17 protein-coding genes are annotated in these 17,660 nt (G+C 68.8%); 13 read left to right on the top strand and 4 right to left on the bottom strand.

The genetic code is table 11. From position 1 onward, the window contains the following. The first annotated feature begins 68 nt into the window (after nt 1–68). Nucleotides 69–959: a LysR family transcriptional regulator gene (locus tag VLK31_RS14860; protein ID WP_409169166.1), complete on the top strand. Its 891-nt coding sequence runs from the start codon at nt 69–71 to the stop codon at nt 957–959. A 25-nt stretch (nt 960–984) separates the two neighbouring features. Here VLK31_RS14860 and VLK31_RS14855 read toward each other — a convergent pair whose 3' ends face one another. The 3 genes from VLK31_RS14855 to VLK31_RS14845 are packed head-to-tail and all read right to left on the bottom strand — an operon-like array spanning nt 985 to nt 3,133. Continuing rightward, nucleotides 985–1,611, bottom strand: coding sequence for a hypothetical protein (locus tag VLK31_RS14855; protein WP_409169165.1), 627 nt, complete (start codon nt 1,609–1,611; stop codon nt 985–987). Next, on the bottom strand, nt 1,608–2,294 hold the full coding sequence (locus tag VLK31_RS14850) for a hypothetical protein (protein WP_409169164.1): 687 nt from the start codon (nt 2,292–2,294) through the stop codon (nt 1,608–1,610). Before VLK31_RS14850 ends, VLK31_RS14855 begins: the two co-directional genes overlap by 4 nt. Continuing rightward, the gene (locus VLK31_RS14845) at nt 2,291–3,133 is read right to left on the bottom strand and encodes a hypothetical protein (protein WP_409169163.1); all 843 of its coding nucleotides are present in this window, start codon (nt 3,131–3,133) and stop codon (nt 2,291–2,293) included. Before VLK31_RS14845 ends, VLK31_RS14850 begins: the two co-directional genes overlap by 4 nt. Nucleotides 3,134–3,195: 62 nt before the next feature. Here VLK31_RS14845 and VLK31_RS14840 point away from each other — a divergent pair, with 62 nt between their 5' ends. The 10 genes from VLK31_RS14840 to VLK31_RS14795 all read left to right on the top strand — a co-directional run bounded on the left by VLK31_RS14840 (nt 3,196) and on the right by VLK31_RS14795 (nt 13,693). Then, nucleotides 3,196–4,218, top strand: a complete 1,023-nt coding sequence (locus VLK31_RS14840) for an ATP-binding cassette domain-containing protein (RefSeq protein ID WP_409169162.1) — start codon at nt 3,196–3,198, stop codon at nt 4,216–4,218. A gap of 270 nt (nt 4,219–4,488) precedes the next feature. Further along, complete coding sequence (locus VLK31_RS14835) at nt 4,489–5,307, top strand: ABC transporter permease (RefSeq protein WP_409169161.1); 819 nt, start codon at nt 4,489–4,491, stop codon at nt 5,305–5,307. Between the two features lie 114 nt (nt 5,308–5,421). Beyond that, the gene (locus VLK31_RS14830) at nt 5,422–6,195 is read left to right on the top strand and encodes a DUF3348 domain-containing protein (protein WP_409169160.1); all 774 of its coding nucleotides are present in this window, start codon (nt 5,422–5,424) and stop codon (nt 6,193–6,195) included. After that, on the top strand, nt 6,192–8,894 hold the full coding sequence (locus VLK31_RS14825; RefSeq protein ID WP_409169159.1) for a DUF802 domain-containing protein: 2,703 nt from the start codon (nt 6,192–6,194) through the stop codon (nt 8,892–8,894). The genes VLK31_RS14830 and VLK31_RS14825 overlap by 4 nt, the downstream gene beginning before the upstream one ends. Further along, nucleotides 8,894–9,568 carry an OmpA family protein gene (locus tag VLK31_RS14820; RefSeq protein ID WP_409169158.1) on the top strand — a complete coding sequence of 225 codons (675 nt, stop codon included), beginning with the start codon at nt 8,894–8,896 and terminating at the stop codon, nt 9,566–9,568. Before VLK31_RS14825 ends, VLK31_RS14820 begins: the two co-directional genes overlap by 1 nt. Beyond that, nucleotides 9,561–10,196, top strand: coding sequence for a DUF2894 domain-containing protein (locus VLK31_RS14815; RefSeq protein ID WP_409169157.1), 636 nt, complete (start codon nt 9,561–9,563; stop codon nt 10,194–10,196). Before VLK31_RS14820 ends, VLK31_RS14815 begins: the two co-directional genes overlap by 8 nt. Before the next feature lie 101 nt (nt 10,197–10,297). Then, nucleotides 10,298–10,759, top strand: a complete 462-nt coding sequence (locus tag VLK31_RS14810; RefSeq protein ID WP_409169156.1) for a MarR family winged helix-turn-helix transcriptional regulator — start codon at nt 10,298–10,300, stop codon at nt 10,757–10,759. Between the two features lie 52 nt (nt 10,760–10,811). Further along, complete coding sequence (locus tag VLK31_RS14805) at nt 10,812–11,237, top strand: organic hydroperoxide resistance protein (protein WP_409169155.1); 426 nt, start codon at nt 10,812–10,814, stop codon at nt 11,235–11,237. 262 nt (nt 11,238–11,499) lie between these two features. Beyond that, nucleotides 11,500–12,624, top strand: coding sequence for a DUF2855 family protein (locus VLK31_RS14800; RefSeq protein ID WP_409169154.1), 1,125 nt, complete (start codon nt 11,500–11,502; stop codon nt 12,622–12,624). 34 nt (nt 12,625–12,658) lie between these two features. Further along, complete coding sequence (locus VLK31_RS14795; RefSeq protein ID WP_409169153.1) at nt 12,659–13,693, top strand: serine/threonine protein kinase; 1,035 nt, start codon at nt 12,659–12,661, stop codon at nt 13,691–13,693. Here the strand turns inward: VLK31_RS14795 and VLK31_RS14790 are convergent. Beyond that, the gene (locus tag VLK31_RS14790; protein ID WP_409169152.1) at nt 13,684–14,616 is read right to left on the bottom strand and encodes a LysR family transcriptional regulator; all 933 of its coding nucleotides are present in this window, start codon (nt 14,614–14,616) and stop codon (nt 13,684–13,686) included. The genes VLK31_RS14795 and VLK31_RS14790 overlap by 10 nt on opposite strands. Nucleotides 14,617–14,718: 102 nt before the next feature. On the opposite strand from VLK31_RS14790, the gene VLK31_RS14785 reads away from it, so the two are divergent. Continuing rightward, a complete protein-coding gene (locus tag VLK31_RS14785; protein WP_409169151.1) occupies nt 14,719–16,467 on the top strand; it encodes an acyl-CoA dehydrogenase family protein in 1,749 nt (582 codons plus the stop codon). 37 nt (nt 16,468–16,504) lie between these two features. Beyond that, nucleotides 16,505–17,491, top strand: a complete 987-nt coding sequence (locus VLK31_RS14780) for a Bug family tripartite tricarboxylate transporter substrate binding protein (RefSeq protein WP_409169150.1) — start codon at nt 16,505–16,507, stop codon at nt 17,489–17,491. The last annotated feature ends 169 nt before the right edge of the window (nt 17,492–17,660 follow it).

The following is a 17,660-nucleotide window of genomic DNA, read 5'->3' as shown; positions in this document are numbered from 1 at the left end:
CTCTTGCACGCAATGAATGAATAGCCATTTTTGTATTTGACTGCTGTGTTTTCCGGTTTAATTGCGCGATGGATCGTTTCAAGGCCATGCAGACCTTCGTGCAGATTGCCGACCAGGGCAGCCTGACCCGCGCCGCCGAGGCGCTGGGCACCTCGCTGCCCGCGGTGGTGCGCGCGCTGGCCGCGCTGGAGGCGCACCTGGGCGTGCGCCTGTTCCACCGCACCACGCGCCGCCTGTCGCTCACCGAGGAAGGCCGCCACTACCTGCCCAGCGCGCGCGACGTGCTGCTCGCGGCCGACGCCGCCGACCGCGCGCTGAAGGCCGAGGCCAGCGAGCCGGCGGGCCTGCTCACGCTCACCGCGCCGGTGCTGTTCGGCCACATGTACGTGGCGCCGGCCATCGTGCGTTTCATGCAGCGCCACGAGAAGGTGCGCTGCAACGTGCTGCTGCACGACCGCGCGGTGAACCTGCTGGAAGAAGGCATCGACGTGGGCATTCGCATCAGCCCGCTGGAAGACTCGTCGCTGGTGGCGCAAACGCTGGGCACCATCCGCCGCGTGGTGGTCGCCAGCCCGGCGTACCTGGCGCAGCACGGCACGCCGCGCCACCCGCGCGAGCTGCAGGGCGCGCCCTGCGTGCGCGGCAGCGTCGATGCGCCCGCGCCGTGGCTGTTCCATGAAGGGGGCCGCACGATCAGAGTCATGCCCGAAGCCCGGCTGGCGTTCAACCACCTGGCGCCGGCGGTGGAATCTTGCGCGGCGGGCATGGGCTTCGGCACCTTCCTGTCGTACCAGGTGATGCCGCACGTGGCGCAGGGGCGGCTTGCTCTGGTGCTGGAAGACTTCGAGCCGCCGCCGCGGCCGGTGAGCGTGATCTACCCGAACGCGCGGCTGCTGCCGGCGCGCACGCGGGCGTTCATCGAGTGGATGAAGACGGAGTTCAGCGGGCTGAAGCTATAGCCCACGCCCTGACTCACGCCGCGGTTCAGGCCGAAGGCGGTGGGTCGCGCGGCAGCATGTAAGGCGCGAACAGGTCGGGCTCGGCCGGTTCGCGGCTGTCGTGCAGGCAGATCTCGCTGTGCTGCTTGAGCAGCAGCCAGCCGTCTTGCGCAAGCTGCCCGGTGAGGGCGGCCACGCTGGCGCTGAACGCCGACAACGACCCGCGTGCGCGCAGCGTCACGAAGCAGGTGTCGGCCTCTTCGCGCAGGCCGTCGCGCGAGAGCTGCGCGCCGTGCACCTCGCACAGCGCGCGCAATGCCGACAGTGCCTGCAGCCCGCACACCGGCCGCAGCATGCCGCGCCACTCGAAGTACTGGCCGGCGTGGCTCAGGCGTTGTGTGTGCTGCATGTGCTGCACCGGCGCATCGACCTTCACGCCCAGCACGGCCATGCCCGCGCGCGCCAGCCACTGGGCCAGCGCCATCGCCTCGGCCTTGGCCTCTTCCAGGTCGGCGCGCAGCCAGGCAGTGGCCGAAGGGCGACGCGGTTCACCGTGGTGGGAGTCGATCAGCAGCGGGCGCAGCCCGACCTGTTCGCACAGCGTGACGAACGACGAGATCTGCCCGTCGGGCAGCGCACCGCAGGTCAGGTGCAGTTCCAGCATGTCCTTCATGGCACGGGCACCGGCGTGGGCAAGGGCTTGCCGTCGCACAGTGCGGCCGCGTCGAGCGCCAGGGCGTGCACCGCCTCTTCAAGGCCGAGGTTGAGCACAGTCATGAACTCGCCGTTGCCGCTCGCGAAGTTGGTGCGCGTGCCCATGCCGTGGTAGCTGCGCGCCTCGGTCTGCCCGCCGGGCATGCGGTAGCGCACCTGGAGCACCACGTGCGAGACCAAATTCAGATTGCTGGACCAGGCGTGCGCCAGGCGCAGCGCAACGTCGGCCGTGACCTGCCGGGAGCCTGAAGCACCTGCATCGCTACTCGCGGGCGCCACGCCAAGTACCGGTTGAAAGCCATAGCGGCTCATCGATTGCAGCGCGCCGCGCGTCCACGCCGTGGCGTCGCCGCTGCGCAGCGACTGCACCGATCGCGGTGTGGCGTGCACAGAGGGCTCCATCACGGTGAGGTGGCCGACGCTGGCCTTGTTGCTGCGCACGTCCTCTACTGCCGGCAGGTACAGCGTGCAGTTGCGCGCGATCCGCAGCGACACCACAGGCACGCCGTTGGGCCGCTCGGCGGGCTCTGGCGCGGTCTCGAAGACCATCGGCAGCGGCTCGCTCTCGCTCACTGCCCACGCAAAGCCCGGCAACGCGCACAGCGCGGCCAGGCCCCATGCCGTCTTGTGGCGTGCGCTCATGGCGCGGCGCTCCGCACCGAATACAAGGCGCCGTCTTCGTCGCGGAACAGCACGCGCCCGGGCTGCGCGTCGAAGCTCTGGCCGGCCAGCGTGACCCACGAGCCGTTGACGTTGAAGCGCGCGGTCTTCACGCCGGTCGACCGCGCACCGGCCATGTCCAGCGCCACGGCGTGCAGCGTCTGCGTCATCGACTCGCGCATCACGCCGCGCAGCACCTGGCCGTCGTTGGCCGTGAGCCGGCGCAGCACGGCGGCGCGCGCGCTGCCGCCAATGGGCGTCTGAAAGATGGCCGCGGCGCGGTAGCTCGGCTCGGCGCGCCCGTCCTGCCAGAGCAAGGCCGACGTGCGGGTGGTGAAGGCGCCCAGGCCGGGCTCCAGCGCGTACTGCACCAGCAGCACCAGGTAGGCGGGCCCGCCCTGCGTGGCGGCGATGCGGGCCTCCTGCTCGGCCTTGGTCGGCATGGCGGCAAGCACGCGGGTGGAGCGAACCTTCAAGGGAAAGGCAGCAGGCTCGGCCAGCGCGGCGCTCAGCGCCTGGCCGGCTTCCACGCGGTAGTCGCAGTCGAGCAGCGGTCCGACGATGGCCTGCACCTCGGCGCTCATGGCCTTCTGGCGCGACTGCTGCACCGACGAATCGATCAGCGCGCCGACCAGCCCGCCGCCGAGCGCGGCGCTCACGCCGGGCGGCTGCGCGGAGAACATGAAGCTCTCCTGCGCGACCACCACACGCACGTCGACCTCCTGGACCTTGCCCCGGTCCGCGGCCGCCAGGGGCCGATGGAAAGGCGCACAGGCGCCAAGCGCGGCCAACAGCGGCAGCACCAACAGGAAACGCAGCATCCTTGGGCCTCCCCCCGACGAAATGCAGATCGGCGTCGATTGTGCCGTGGCCGCATGGCCGCATGGCGTCTGCTCGCCCTCGTTTTTCATGCCTGCGTCAGAATGGCCGCGTGCCGCCTTCCACACTCTCCAATCCCTCCACTCCGGCCTCCCCGCCTCTCCCTTCGCCCCTTTTCCGTGCCAGCCACCTGCGCAAGCGCTATGGCGACACCACGGTGGTGGACGACCTGTCGTTCGACATCGCGCCCGGCGAATGCCTGGGCGTGATCGGCCCGAACGGCGCGGGCAAGACCACCACCATCCGCATGTGCCTGGGCCTGACCGCGCCCGACGGCGGCGAGATCTCCGCACTGGGCCTGCTGATGCCGCGCGACGCGCTGGCCATCAAGGCGCAGCTGGGCGTGGTGACGCAGTTCGACACGCTCGACCCCGACTTCAGTTGCGCCGAAAACCTGGTGGTGTACGGCCGCTACTTCGGATTTGCCAAGGCGCAGGTGCGCGAACGCGTGCCGCAGTTGCTGGAGTTCGCGGCGCTCTCGCACAAGGCCGACGCCAAGCCCGGCGAACTGTCGGGCGGCATGCGCCGGCGGCTGTCGCTGGCGCGCGCGCTGGTGAACGACCCCAAGCTGCTGCTGCTCGACGAGCCCACCACCGGCCTGGACCCGCAGGCGCGCCACCTGATGTGGGAGCGGCTGCAGGTGCTGCTGCAGCAGGGCAAGTCGATTCTGTTGACCACGCACTTCATGGACGAGGCCGAGCGCCTGTGCTCGCGCCTGCTGGTGCTCGACCACGGCCGCAAGATTGCCGAGGGCCGCCCGCGCGACCTGATCGCCGAGCACCTGGAGCCCGACGTGGTCGAGGTGTATGGCAACGGTGCGCTGGTGCTGGCCGAGTCGGCCGAGCTGAAGGCGCTGGCGGCGCGCGTGGAGGTGAGCGGGGAGACGGTGTTCTTCTACACGCAGGACGCGCGGCGCCTGCTCGACGCGCTCTCGCGGCACGGCGGGCTGCGCACCTTTCACCGGCCGGCCAATCTGGAGGACCTGTTCCTCAAGCTCACGGGCCGGAAAATTCGCGAGGAAGGATGAGTGGTGGCCTGGTTTGTTGGGTTCGAGGTGGGCTGCTGTTCAGGGCGCGATCACGCCGACGGTGTGCTTCTTTTCTCGAATGTCCCCCGGCCTGAGGCCTCCTCCTTAATTTCGCGAAAAGAAGCCCACCATCGACGCGACCGTTATCCAGAGCGGTCGTTGATCGCGCGATCGCCGGCAGCGTGCCCTGTGCACTCGCCCTGAACAACAGCGCCGGTGTCATCACCAACAAGCGATGCAACCGGCCACGAAGAAGAAAGACAAGCAATCATGAGCAACGTATCCAGCATGGCGCCACCGTCTGTGTGGCGCGCACCCGAACTCTCCATGCGCTGGTGGCCCGTGTTCCTGCGCAACCTGCTGGTGTGGCGCAAGCTGGCGCTGCCCAGCCTCATCGGCAACATCGCCGAGCCGCTGATCTGGCTCGTGGCCTTCGGCTACGGCATGGGCGCGCTGGTGGGCCAGGTGGCGGTCGACGGGGTGAAGGTGCCCTACATCCTGTTCCTGGCCAGCGGCTCGATCTGCATGAGCGCCATGAACGCGGCGAGCTTCGAGGCGCTGTACTCGGCCTTCTCGCGCATGCACGTGCAAAAGACCTGGGACGGCATCATGAACGCGCCCGTGGGGCTGGACGACATCGTCATGGCAGAGATGCTGTGGGCGGCGTTCAAGTCGATCTTCACCGTCACGGCCATCCTGTTCGTGATGCTGGGGCTGGGCATCAGCCACAGCCCCAAGCTCATCGTGGCGTGGCTGGTGCTGTGCGGCGCGGGCATCACCTTCTCGTCGATCGCGCTGATCTTCAACGCGCTGGCCAAGGGCTACGACTTCTTCACCTACTACTTCACGTTGTTCATGACGCCCATGATGTTTTTGAGCGGCGTGTTCTTTCCGCTGGAGCAGTTGCCCCCGGCCGTGAAGGCGGTGGCGGCCTGGCTGCCGCTGACCAACGCGGTGGCGCTGGTGCGCCCGCTGTTCATGGACCAGTGGCCCGCCGGCTGGTGGCGGCACGCGGCGGTGCTGGCGGTGTATGCGGTGGCGGCGTTCTGGCTTGCGCTGGCGCTCACGCGCAAGCGTTTCAGGGCCTGAAAAAGGCGCGCCAGGGCGCTGTCCCACGGGCGCGTCAGGGGCTGTAACGGCCCCGGCCGCAGGGGGTCTTCGGTGTAGACTGCCAGGTTTTTCGAACGGGCGGTATCTGGCTGTATGGCGCAAGTTTCTGGGCGTACAGAATTCAACGGCTCGGCACTCACTCGCCTGCTTTCGCGGCTCGCCGAAGTCGATGTGCGCGCACCCCGGCAAGCGCAGGTCACCGCGGACCGCCTGAGCCAATGGTTCGGGTGGACCGACGCCATCTCGTTGTCCGCTGCATTGAACGGCACCCCGGCGGCTTCGCCGTCCGGCACACGCGTGTCCGCCAGCGCTGAAGAAAACGAATGCAACCGCGTGCGCAGCGCCCTGGTGGCCGCCATCACGCAAGACAGCATCTTCCTGCGGGCCCCCACCGCAACGTCCACACGCCCACGCACCCCGCCGAAAGCGGCCACCGCTCCGGCGGCCGGCCCTGACGGCTGCGAGAACCCCGCCATCGACACACCGGCTCCCCTGATCGACTTTGCCCCTTACCGCCAGCGCTACCTCGCCCGGCAACAGGCAATGGACACGGCCGTGGGCCCGTTGCGCGGCCGCCTGCGCGCCCGGCTGGCAGGCCAGTCGCCCGCCATGGCACGGCTGGCGGCGGTGGACGTGGTGATGGAGCAGGTGCTCGGCACGCAGGAGCGCAGCCTGCTGGGCAGCGTGCCGTCCCTGCTCGAAAAGCATTTCAAGCGCCTGCGCCAGGCCGCCCCCGACGGCTGGCTCGACGCGTTCCACCAGGACGCACGCGACGTGCTCCTGGCCGAACTGGACCTCCGATTTCAACCGGTCGACGGGCTGCTCGAAGCCCTTCGCACCCGGCACACCGAACCTCCTCCTCAATGAACAGATTCCTTCATCACGCGGTCATGGCCGCAGGCCTGGCCGTGGTGGCCTGGGCCGGCGCGGGCTACATCGGCTCGAACCCGCTGGCACTGGCCGTCACGCTGCTGGTCGGCGCGTTCTACGTCATGGGCGCGCTGGAGCTCCACCGCTTCCACCAGGCCACGGCCACCCTGACAAAGGCCGTGACCGAGCTCACCGCCCCGCCTCCCAGCCTTGGCACCTGGCTCGCCCAGTTGCACCCTTCCCTGCAGAACGCGGTGCGCCTTCGCATCGAGGGCGAACGCGTGGGCCTGCCCGGCCCGGCCATGACGCCCTACCTCGCCGGCTTTCTGGTGCTGCTGGGCATGCTGGGCACCTTCCTGGGCATGGTCGTCACGCTGAAGGGCACGGGCATCGCGCTTGAAAGCGCGACCGACCTGCAGTCGATTCGCGCGTCGCTCTCCGCGCCGGTGAAGGGCCTGGGCCTGGCCTTCGGCACCTCGGTGGCGGGCGTGGCCGCATCGGCCATGCTGGGCTTTGCGTCGGCGCTGAGCCGGCGCGAGCGCATGCAGGCCGGGCAGATGCTCGACACCCGAATCGCGACCACGCTGCGCATGCATTCGCAGGTGCACCAGCGCGAAGAATCCTTCAAGCTGCTGGAACGCCAGGCCGATGCCATGCCCGCGCTGGTGGGCCAGTTGCAGGACATGATGGCCGCCATGGAACGCCAGAGCCTGGCGCTGAACGAACGCCTGGCTGCAGGCCAGGACGGTTTCTACGGCCGCACCGAGGCCGCCTATGCCGGCCTGGCCACGTCCGTCGACAAATCGCTGCAGCACAGCCTGACCGAAAGCGCACGCATCGCCAGCGCCGCCATCCAGCCGGTGGTGGAAGCCACCATGGCCGGCATCGCGCGTGAAACCGCTTCGCTGCATGACACGCTGGCGCAAACGGTGCAGCAGCAGCTCGACGGCCTCTCCACCCGCTTCGAGGCCACCACGGGCCGCGTGGCCGACACCTGGAAGCTGGCGCTTGCCGAGCACCAGCGCACCACCGAAGCACTGTCGAACGAAGTGCGCGGCGCGCACGACCGGCTGGCCGATGCCTTCGGCGAGCGCTCTGCCGCGCTGGTCGACAGCGTGGCCGCGCGGCTCGAAAGCACCGTGGGCAGCGTGTCCGACACCTGGGGCAGCGCACTGGCACAGCACCAGCGCACCAGCGAGCAGCTGTCGGCCGACACGCAGCAGGCGCTCAGCGCCGCGGCGGCCACCTTTGCGCAGCACTCGGCCTCGCTGCTGGGCACGGTGGGCCTGGCGCACACCGACCTGCAGACGCAGCTGGCATCGCGCGACGAACAACGGCTTGCCGCCTGGACGCAGTCATTGGGCTCGATGGCCGAGACGCTGCGCCACGAATGGCAACAGGCCGGCGCGCAAACGCTGGCCCAGCAACAGCACCTGCTGGAAACCATGGCGCAGACCGCGCGCGACATGTCGGCCCAGACCGAAGCGCATGCGAAGAGCACCACTGCCGAGATCGCGCAGCTGCTGCAGGCCGCGGCCGAGGCACCGCGTGTCGCGGGCGAGGTGATGGCCGCGCTGCGCGAAAAACTCGCCGACAGCATGGACAGCTGGCAGGCCACGCTGGCCGAACATCAGCGCACCACCGAAACGCTGTCCGCCGAAGTGCGCGGCGCGCACGACCGCCTGGCCGACGCCTTCAGCGACCGCTCCGCCGCGCTGATCGACGGTGTGGCAACGCGGCTCGAAAGCGCCGTGGGCACCGTGTCCGACACCTGGGGCAGCGCGCTCGCGCAGCACCGGCAGGCCAGCGAGAAGCTGTCCGCCGACACGCAGCACGCACTCACCGCGGCAGCCGCCACCTTCGAGCAGCATTCGGCCTCGCTGCTGGGCAGCGTGGGCCAGGCGCATGCCGAACTGCAGACCGAGCTGACCTCGCGCGACGAGCAGCGCCTGTCGGCCTGGACGCAATCGCTGTCGTCGGTCGCCGAATCGCTGCAGAACGAATGGCAGCAGGCGGGCGCGAGCACGCTGGGCCAGCAGCAGCAACTGCTGGAGACCATGGCGCAAACCGCACGCGAGATGTCGGCCCAGAACGACGCGCATGCCAAGAGCACCACCGCCGAGATCGCGCAGCTGCTGCAGGCCGCCTCCGAGGCGCCGCGCGTCGCGGCCGAGGTGGTGGCCGAGCTGCGCCAGAAGCTGTCGGACAGCATGGCGCGCGACAACGTGATGCTCGAAGAACGCGGCCGCATCCTGGAGACGCTCTCCACGCTGCTGGACGCGGTGAACCACGCCTCCACCGAGCAGCGCGCGGCGGTCGACTCGCTGGTGGCCGCGTCGGCCGACGTGCTGGAGCGCGTGGGCAGCCGCTTCACCGAGAAGGTCGACGAAGAGACGAACAAGATGTCCACGGTGGCCGCGCAGATCACCGGCGGTGCCGTCGAAGTGGCCAGCATGGGCGAGGCCTTCGGCTTCGCGGTGCAGTTGTTCAGCGAATCGAACGACAAGATGGCCGCGCAGCTGCAGCGCATTGAAGGCGCGCTGGGCAAGTCGATTGCGCGCAGCGACGAGCAGCTGGCCTACTACGTGGCGCAGGCGCGCGAGGTGATCGACCTGAGCATCATGTCGCAGAAGCAGATCGTCGAAGACCTGCAGCAGATTGCCGACAGGCAGGCTGCCATGGGCAGCGAAGCGTGATGCAGGACGACCTGGACGGTGGCGATGGGGGCGTTGGACCCGGCGTGCCGGTGTGGGCAGTGTTCGGCGACCTGATGTCGGGCCTGCTGGGCGCGTTCGTGCTGATTCTGGTGTGCGCGCTGGGCATGCAGCTGGAGCTCGCAACCCAGCTGGAGTCGGAGGTGCAGCAGCGCCAGGCCGAGGCCAAGCGCCGGCAGACGCTCGAAGAGGCGCTGGCGGGGCCGCTGGCCGCGGGCCGCGTGACGCTGAACAACGGGCGCATCGGCATCAGCGGCAATGTGCTGTTCGCCTTCAACTCGGCCGACCTGCAGCCCGAAGGGCGGCAGTTGCTCAAGAGTTTGTCGGGGCCGCTGTCTTCCTACCTGCGCTCGCGCGACGAAATTCTGATGGTGAGCGGCTTCACCGACGACCGGCAGATGCGCGACAACGCACGCCAGTTCGCGGACAACTGGGAGCTGTCGGCGCAGCGCGCGCTGACCGTCACGCGCGCGCTGATCGAGGCGGGCATGCCGTCGTCGTCGATCTTTGCGGCGGCCTTTGGCGCGGAGCAGGCCGTGGCCTCGAACGCCGATGCCGACGGGCGCTCGAAGAACCGGCGCGTGGAGATGGCGCCCACGCCGCGGCCTTCACGAACGGCCACCGGCTCCGGCTCCGGCGCGAAGGCCCGTGAGTAACGACGTCGCGCTCGAAGCCGGCGCGGCGCTGGCCGCGTTGCGCGCGCGGGGCGACGACCGCGTCGACCCGGTGCGCTTTCGCTTCATCGAGGCGCTGGCACGGCGTGCCGATGCGCATGGCGGCGAAGCGCGGCGCCTGCTGGACGCGCGGATCGCGCAGCTGCTTGCGGCATACGGCGAGGCGCTCGACAAAGAGCCTGCCGCGGCTGCTGTGCAGGAAGGAACGACACCCACGCCCGGTGCGCTCGCGGCGCTCGTCGAGCACCTCGCGCTGCACGCGCCGATCCTGGGCGAAGGCGCCGCACCCGCGGGCACCACGCCCGAGCTGAAAACGCTGCGCTACTTCCGCAGCACCTGGTCCAAGCTCAGCGCCGACCGCCGGCTCACGCAGTCGCTGGCCAAGGTGCCCGACAACGCCGGGCCGCTCAACTCGCACCACCTGGTGCACCGCGCGCTGATCCTCATGCGCGAGCTGTCGCCGGAATACCTCAACCGGTTCATGTCGTACGTCGATGCCCTGCTGTGGATCGACCAGGCCAACGCCAGCATGGCCGCCACGGCGGCCAGCGCGCCGCGGGCAGACAGCGCAAAACCCCAAAAGAAAGCCGGCCGCAGCAAGGCCGCATGAACCCCTTGGCCCGGCCACCCGGGCCAAGAGAACCGACAATTTCGAACCGACACTTTCCATTTACATTGCACGCAATTCAATTGCTCGCTACAATTCAACCCATGCGCTCCACCCAGGCCCAGGCCCCCACCGACGACATGCTCAAGCTGGACAACCAGCTGTGCTTTGCGGTCTATTCCGCCTCGTTGGCCATGACGCGCCTGTACAAGCCCGCGCTCGAAAAGCTCCAGCTCACCTATCCGCAGTACCTCGTCATGCTCGCCCTGTGGGAGCAGGACGGCCCCATGGTCTCCGCGCTGGGCGAGCTGCTGTCGCTCGACTCGGGCACGCTCACGCCGCTGCTCAAGCGCCTGGAGGCCAACGGCTACGTGGCCCGCGTGCGCGACGTGGCCGACGAGCGGCGCGTGCACATCACGCTCACGGCCGCGGGCCGCAAGCTGAAGACCAAGGCCGCCAACGTGCCGGCCTGCCTGCTGGCCGCCACCGAATGCTCGGTGCCGGAACTCATTGCGCTCACGCAGCAGATCCAGACGCTGCGCGACCGCATCAAGAAAGCCGCGTGAACACGCGATCTTGCTCACCCTGTCCCTTCATCACTCACCAAAGGAAATCACCATGACCACCAAGCTCGACAAAGTGCTCTACACCGCAGAAGCCCACACCGTCGGCGGCCGTGACGGCGCAGGCAAGTCCAGCGACGGCGCCATCGACGTCAAGCTGAGCTCGCCTGGCTCGGGCAAGCCCGGCACCAACCCCGAACAGCTGTTCGCGGTCGGCTACGCCGCCTGCTTCATCGGTGCGATGAAGGCCGTCGGCCCGAAGATCGGCGTGAAGGTGCCTGAAGACGTCGCCATCGACTCCAGCGTTTCCCTTGGCCCGACGAACGGCGGCGCCGCCTACGGCATTGCCGTGAAGCTGGCGATCACGCTGCCCGGCCTGGATGCAGATGCCAAGCAGAAGCTGGTCGACGCCGCCCACCAGGTGTGCCCGTACTCGAACGCCACGCGCGGCAACATCGACGTTGAACTGAGCATTGCTTAAGCTCGCCCCCAGGCTTCGCGCACTTCGTGTCGCTTCGCCAACCCCCTACCGGGGGCAACACCTGAGGCCCGGCAAAGCCGGTTCCTCGGTGTTCGCTTGAAGGGATCCGTTCCTTCCCGAAGAGAGCGACCCGGCCACCCGCCGGGTCGCTTTTTTCATGCCCGCCGATGTCTCACGGGTGACGCCGAAACGCGCCGCGCGGTAGCGCCTTTCACCGCGCATGGCTAACGTCGCGGCCACACCCACTGCCGGAGCTTCAGACATGAGTACCACCAGCCTCTTCATCCGCAAGGACCAGCTCGCCACCACGCGCCTGCACACCGCCACCGACGCGCCGCTGGCCAACGGCCAGGTGCGCGTGCGCATCGACAGCTTTGCGCTCACCTCCAACAACATCACCTACGCCGCCTTCGGCGACGCCATGAGCTACTGGCAGTTCTATCCCACCGGCGAAGAGGGCTGGGGCAGCATTCCGGTGTGGGGCTTTGCGAGCGTGGTGCAGTCGCTCAACCCGGGCGTGGCGGTGGGCGAGCGGCTGTACGGCTACTGGCCGATGGCCTCGGGCGCGGTGCTGAGCCCCGGGCGGCTGTCGCCCGAGCGCTTCACCGACATGGCCGAACACCGCGCGGCGCTGCCGGCTGTGTACAACCAGTACTTCCGCTGCGCCAGCGACCCGCTCTACACCGCCGACACCGAAGACCTGCAGGCCCTGCTGCGCCCGCTGTTCATCACCTCGTGGCTCATCGACGACTTCATGAGCGACAACGACTTCTTCGGCGCCAAGACCCTGCTGCTGTCGAGCGCATCGAGCAAGACGGCTTACGGCACGGCGTTTCAGTTGCACCAGCGCCATGAAACCGAGGGCATCGAGGTGATCGGCCTGACCTCGCCCGGCAACGTGGCCTTCTGCGAAAGCCTGGGCTGCTACGACCGCGTGCTGACCTACGACGCGCTCGACAGCATCGCCGCCGACACGCCCTGCGTGTATGTGGACTTCGCCGGCAACGGCGCGCTGCGCAATGCCATCCACGGACGCTTCACCAACCTGAAGTACAGCAGCTCCATCGGCGGCACGCACGTGGAGCAGTTGGCGGCCAAGGGCGCCGGCAAGGACCTGGCCGGCCCGCGCGCCACGCTGTTCTTTGCGCCCGCGCAAATCAAGAAGCGCACCGGCGAGTGGGGCGCCGACGAATTCGGCCGGCGCATGGTGGCGGCCTGGCACCAGTTTCTGGGCGCGGTCACCGACGCGAAGAACCCGTGGCTGCATGCCGAACACCAGGACGGCGCCGACGCGGTGCAGGCTGCCTATGCCCATGTGCTGGCCGGCAAGGGCGACCCGCGCACCGGCCATGTCCTTTCTCTTTGCAGGCAGCCCGCTGGCGGTTGACGGCGCGGGCGCGCCGTGTGGCGACAATCGCCGCATGACCCCATCTTCCACGGCGCCCGCGAACACCCATCCTTACGAGACCCTCACGCCCGACGTGGTGCTCGACGCGCTTGCGACGCTCGGCCTTTACGGCGACGGCCGGCTCACCGGCCTGAACTCCTATGAAAACCGGGTCTACCAGGTGTTTCTGGAAGACCGCTCCGCGGTGGTCGTCAAGTTCTACCGCCCCGGCCGCTGGAGCGAGGCCGAGATCCTCGAAGAGCACGGCTTCTCGCTCGAACTGGCCGCCGGTGAAGTGCCGGCCGTGCCGCCGCTGGTCTTCGACGGCAAGACGCTGCACCACCACGCCGGCTTCGCGTTCAGCGTGAGCCCGTACCGCGGCGGCCGCGCGCCCGAGCTCGACAACTTCGAGGTGCTCGAATGGGTCGGTCGCTTTCTTGCGCGCATCCACACCGTGGGCAGCGCCAAGCCTTTCGAGGCCCGCCCCGCGCTCGACCTGCAGACCTTCGGCCTCGACTCGCGCGACTGGCTGCTGGAGAACGACAAGATCCCGCTCGACATGCAGCGCGAATGGGAAAAGACCTGCAATGAGGCGCTGGAAATGGTGCGCGCCACCGCGCTGGCGCTGCAGCCGCCGGCCTCCGACTTCAAGCCGCGCAAGCTGCGCCTGCACGGCGACGTGCACCCCGGCAACATCCTGTGGACGCCCACCGACCGCCCCGGCGGCGGCCCGCACTTCGTCGACCTGGACGACGCGCGCACCGGCTTCGCGGTGCAAGACCTGTGGATGCTGCTGTCGGGCGACCGCGCGCAGCGCACCTCGCAGCTGTCGGGCCTGCTCGACGGCTACGAACAGTTCCGCGAGTTCGACCGGCGCGAGCTGGCGCTGATCGAGCCGCTGCGCACGCTGCGGCTCATCCACTACAGCGCATGGCTGGCGCGGCGCTGGGAAGACCCGATCTTTCCGATCAACTTTCCGTGGTTCGGCTCCAGCGACTACTGGAAGGGGCAGATCCTGGTGCTCGAAGACCAGTGCGAGCAGATGGCCGAGGAGCCGCTCTACGCCTGATCTTTCGCGGTGGAGGTGGCTGGGGTGGCTGAGGTGGCGGAGGCCGACAGGCTGTCCGCCACGCCCTGCAGCAGCCGCTCGACCAGCACATTGCTCGGCCCCGAGCGCCAGATGCCGTAGGCCTCCGACTGCGCCACCGGCCGGTCCAGCGCCCTGAACACCGCGCCGCGCAGCGCCGAATGCCGCATTGCCTGCGGCACCAGCGCCACGCCCAGGCCCTGCGACACCAGCGACACCACGGCCAGCCAGTGCCGCACCTCGTGTCGCACCTCCGGCAAAAAGCCGGCGTCCGCGCAGATCGACAGGATGCGCTCGTGGTAGTCGGGTGAAGACTCGCGCGAGAACAGCACGAAGGGCTGATGGCGCAGGTCGGCCGGCGCCAGCACCCGCTTGCGCGCCAGCGCAAGCCCCACCGGCAGGCAGGCCACGAAGGGCTCCGACAGCAGCAGCCGGTGCTGCAACTCCAGCGGCACGCGGCGCGTGTGGGCAAAGCCCAGGTCGAGCCGGTCGTTCAGCAGCTCGGTGATCTGTACGCCCGAATTGAGCTCGCTCAGCGTGATGCGCACCGCCGGGTGCTTCGCCTGAAACGCGCGCAGCGCCTGCGGCAGGCCGCGGTACAGCATGGCGCCCACAAAGCCGATGCGCAGCCGCCCGGCCGAGCCCAGCGCCACGTCGCGCGCCTCGATGGCGGCTTCTTCGGCCTGCAGCAGCACGCGGCGCGCCGACACGCGCAGCGCGTCACCCGCGGGCGTGAGCCGCACCTCCTTGCTGTTGCGCTCGAACAGCCGCGCGCCCACGCTCTCTTCGAGCTGGCGAATGGCCACCGACAGCGGCGGCTGCGAAATCGACAGGCGCCGCGCCGCCCGCCCGAAGTGCAGCTCTTCGGCGAGCACAGAAAAGTAACGCAGGTGCCGCAGTTCCATGGATAGTCAAATCGAATTGAACAAGACCAAATCGATATTAGACACGGATCGTCGTGGCTTCAACAATGCGCCAAACCAGGAAAACCCATGGAGACAAAGCGCATGTCCACGCACGCCCAGGGCCACGCCCAGGCCCCCGCCCTAGCCCCAGCCCATCCGATCCCCGACCGCCACGGCCAGAACCTCTTCACCACCGACCCCGAGCTGCACGCCCTGGTCGCGCTCTACCTGCCCGACGACCTGCGCCGCCACATGCAGCCCCACTTCGAGCGCCTGGGCGGCCTGGCGGGTGGCCTGCTCGACGAACTGGCCGGCACCGCCGACCGCAACCCGCCCACGCTGAAGCAGCGCACCCGCACCGGCCTCGATGAGCAGCAGGTCGTCAAGCACCCTGCCTATGTGGAAATGGAACGCCTGGCGCTCAGCGAGTTCGCCCTGGCCGCCCTCTCGCACCGCGACGACACGCTGGGCTGGCAGGGCAAGATGCCGCCGCTCGTCAAATACGTGCTGACCTACCTGTTCGTGCAGGCCGAGTTCGGCCTGTGCTGCCCGGTGTCGATGACCGACTCGCTCACGCGCACGCTGAAGAAGTTCGGCACGCCCGAGCTGGTCGCCAAATACCTGCCGCGCCTGACCTCGACTGACTTCGAAGAGCTGGCCCAGGGCGCGATGTTCATGACCGAGCAGGCCGCCGGCTCCGACATTGCCGCCACCGCCACCCTGGCCCACCAGGAGGCCGACGGCCGTTGGCGCCTTACCGGCGACAAGTGGTTCTGCTCCAACCCCGACGCCGACTTTGCGATGGTGCTGGCGCGCGCCGACGCGCAAGCTGGCGGTGTGGCGGGCATGAAGGGCGTGTCGCTGTTCCTGCTGCCGCGCCGGCTGGACGACGGCAACCTCAACGCCTACCGCATCGTTCGCCTGAAGGACAAGCTGGGCACGCGCTCGATGGCCAGCGGAGAGATTCGCCTCGACGGTGCCGTCGCGTATCTGGTGGGCGAGGCCGGCCGCGGCTTCGTGCAGATGGCCGACATGGTCAACAACTCGCGCCTGTCGAACGGTGTGCGCGCCGCCGGGCTGATGCGCCGCGCGGTGGCCGAGGCCGAGTTCATCGCCGCCGAGCGCCGCGCCTTCGGCCGCACGCTCGACCAGATGCCGCTGATGCAGCGCCAGCTAGACAAGCTGCGCCTGCCCGCCGAGCAGGCGCGCACCATGGTGTGCCAGACCGCCGTGGCGCTGGCGCGCTCCGATGCCGGCGAGCCCGACGCGTATGCGCTGCTGCGCATCCTCACGCCGCTGGTCAAGTTCCGCGCATGCCGCGACGCGCGCAAGGTGACGGGCGACGCCATGGAAGTGCGCGGCGGCTGCGGCTACATCGAGGAATGGAGCGACGCCCGCCTGGTGCGCGACGCGCACCTGGGCTCGATCTGGGAGGGCACCAGCAACATCGTGGCGCTGGACGTGGTGCGCGCGGTGAAGCGCGAAGGCTCGCTGCCCGTGCTGCGCGCGCACTGCGACAAGTTGCTCGCCGACGCGGCCCTCACCGGCGCCGTGACACCGGGCTTTGCCAAGGCCCTGCACCACGCGCTCGCACGCGCCGCCGCCCTGACCGAAACCGCCGCGCGCGAAGGCGGCGACGTGCTCGCACGGCAGGCCGCCTCCGCGCTCTACCACTGCACCAGCGCCATCGCGATGGCCTGGGAGGCCGCGCGCGGCGGCTCCGCACCGCGCCTGCGCTGGGCGCAGCTGGTGTTGTTGCACCGCGTGCTGCCACGCGACCCGCTGTCGCCCGACGCCATGCCCGCGGACTGGAACAGCCCCGCCGTGCAAACCGCCGCGGCGCTCGTCTGAGCCCCTGCCCGAAATTTCACAAGAACGGAGACCTCCCTTGAAACGCCTCACCTTCCTGCTGGCCACCTGCGCCACCCTGGCCACGGCCGTGCCGCTTGCCACCGTCGCCCATGCCGCGGACGCCTTCCCCACCAAGCCCCTGATGCTGGTCGTGCCCTTCCCGCCGGGCGGCCCTACCGACGCGATGGCGCGCACGCTGGCCGCCGAGATGAAGGACCGTCTCGGCCAGCCGATGATCGTGGAGAACCGCGCGGGCGCGGGCGGCAACATCGGTGCCGAGTACGTCGCGCGCGCCGAGGCCGATGGCCACACGTTGATGTTCGGCACCTCGGGCCCGTTGGCCATCAACGCGAGCCTGTACCGCAAGATCAACTACGACCCGGTGAAGAGTTTTGCGCCGGTGATCCAGGTCGGCTACCTGCCCAACATCCTCGTGGTGAACCCTGCATTGCCGGTGAAGACCGTGCCGGAGCTGGTGGCCTATGCCAAGGCCAACCCGGGCAAGCTGAGCTATGCGTCGTCGGGCAACGGTGCGTCGTCGCACCTGGCGGGTGTGCTCTTCAACTCGGTGGCCGGCACCGACCTGCAGCACATTCCGTACAAGGGCACGGGGCCGGCGCTGAACGACCTGTTGGGCAATCAGGTGAGCATGACTTTCACCGACATCCTCACTGCGTTGCCGTATGTCAAGGCGGGCAAGTTGCGCGCGCTGGGCGTCGCCACGCTGGCGCGTTCGCAGGCCCTGCCCGATGTGCCGACCATTTCCGAGCAGGGTTACAAGGGCTACGACGTGAGCGTTTTCTTCGGCATCGTCGCGCCGGCCGGGACGCCTGCGGACCGTGTTGCGAAGCTCAACCACGCGTTTTCCGAGGTACTCAATTCGCCGAAGGTGAAGCAGATGTTTGCTTCGCAAGGTCTCGAGGTGCCTGCAGATACTTCGCCTCAGAAACTGGGGCAGTTCATTGCTGCTGAGTCTTTGAAGTGGAAGGATGTTGTTGTCAAGTCTGGGGCGCAGCTGGATTGATTTTTGTCTTGCTGTTCAGGGCGACGCTCACGCCGACGGGGTGCTCTGCTCCGCGAATGTCCCCCGGGCTTCGCCCTCCTCCTTTATTTCGCTGCGCAGAGCACCCCATCGACGTGAGCGAGTTCAGAGCCGGGGTTGATCGTGCGATCACCATCAGCGTGCCCCAGTG

Source organism: Variovorax sp. H27-G14 (genome assembly GCF_046156345.1).
Lineage (GTDB): Bacteria > Pseudomonadota > Gammaproteobacteria > Burkholderiales > Burkholderiaceae_C > Variovorax.
The sequence above is the reverse complement of the archived record's forward strand: the minus strand, read 5'-3'. Positions and strand labels throughout refer to the sequence as shown.

Coding starts and splice junctions, on each gene's coding strand:
- VLK31_RS14860 (WP_409169166.1), top strand. CDS start 69: ATGGATCGTTTCAAGGCCATGCAGACCTTCGTGCAGATTGCCGACCAG.
- VLK31_RS14855 (WP_409169165.1), bottom strand. CDS start 1,611: ATGAAGGACATGCTGGAACTGCACCTGACCTGCGGTGCGCTGCCCGAC.
- VLK31_RS14850 (WP_409169164.1), bottom strand. CDS start 2,294: ATGAGCGCACGCCACAAGACGGCATGGGGCCTGGCCGCGCTGTGCGCG.
- VLK31_RS14845 (WP_409169163.1), bottom strand. CDS start 3,133: ATGCTGCGTTTCCTGTTGGTGCTGCCGCTGTTGGCCGCGCTTGGCGCC.
- VLK31_RS14840 (WP_409169162.1), top strand. CDS start 3,196: ATGGCGTCTGCTCGCCCTCGTTTTTCATGCCTGCGTCAGAATGGCCGC.
- VLK31_RS14835 (WP_409169161.1), top strand. CDS start 4,489: ATGAGCAACGTATCCAGCATGGCGCCACCGTCTGTGTGGCGCGCACCC.
- VLK31_RS14830 (WP_409169160.1), top strand. CDS start 5,422: ATGGCGCAAGTTTCTGGGCGTACAGAATTCAACGGCTCGGCACTCACT.
- VLK31_RS14825 (WP_409169159.1), top strand. CDS start 6,192: ATGAACAGATTCCTTCATCACGCGGTCATGGCCGCAGGCCTGGCCGTG.
- VLK31_RS14820 (WP_409169158.1), top strand. CDS start 8,894: ATGCAGGACGACCTGGACGGTGGCGATGGGGGCGTTGGACCCGGCGTG.
- VLK31_RS14810 (WP_409169156.1), top strand. CDS start 10,298: ATGCGCTCCACCCAGGCCCAGGCCCCCACCGACGACATGCTCAAGCTG.
- VLK31_RS14805 (WP_409169155.1), top strand. CDS start 10,812: ATGACCACCAAGCTCGACAAAGTGCTCTACACCGCAGAAGCCCACACC.
- VLK31_RS14800 (WP_409169154.1), top strand. CDS start 11,500: ATGAGTACCACCAGCCTCTTCATCCGCAAGGACCAGCTCGCCACCACG.
- VLK31_RS14795 (WP_409169153.1), top strand. CDS start 12,659: ATGACCCCATCTTCCACGGCGCCCGCGAACACCCATCCTTACGAGACC.
- VLK31_RS14790 (WP_409169152.1), bottom strand. CDS start 14,616: ATGGAACTGCGGCACCTGCGTTACTTTTCTGTGCTCGCCGAAGAGCTG.
- VLK31_RS14785 (WP_409169151.1), top strand. CDS start 14,719: ATGTCCACGCACGCCCAGGGCCACGCCCAGGCCCCCGCCCTAGCCCCA.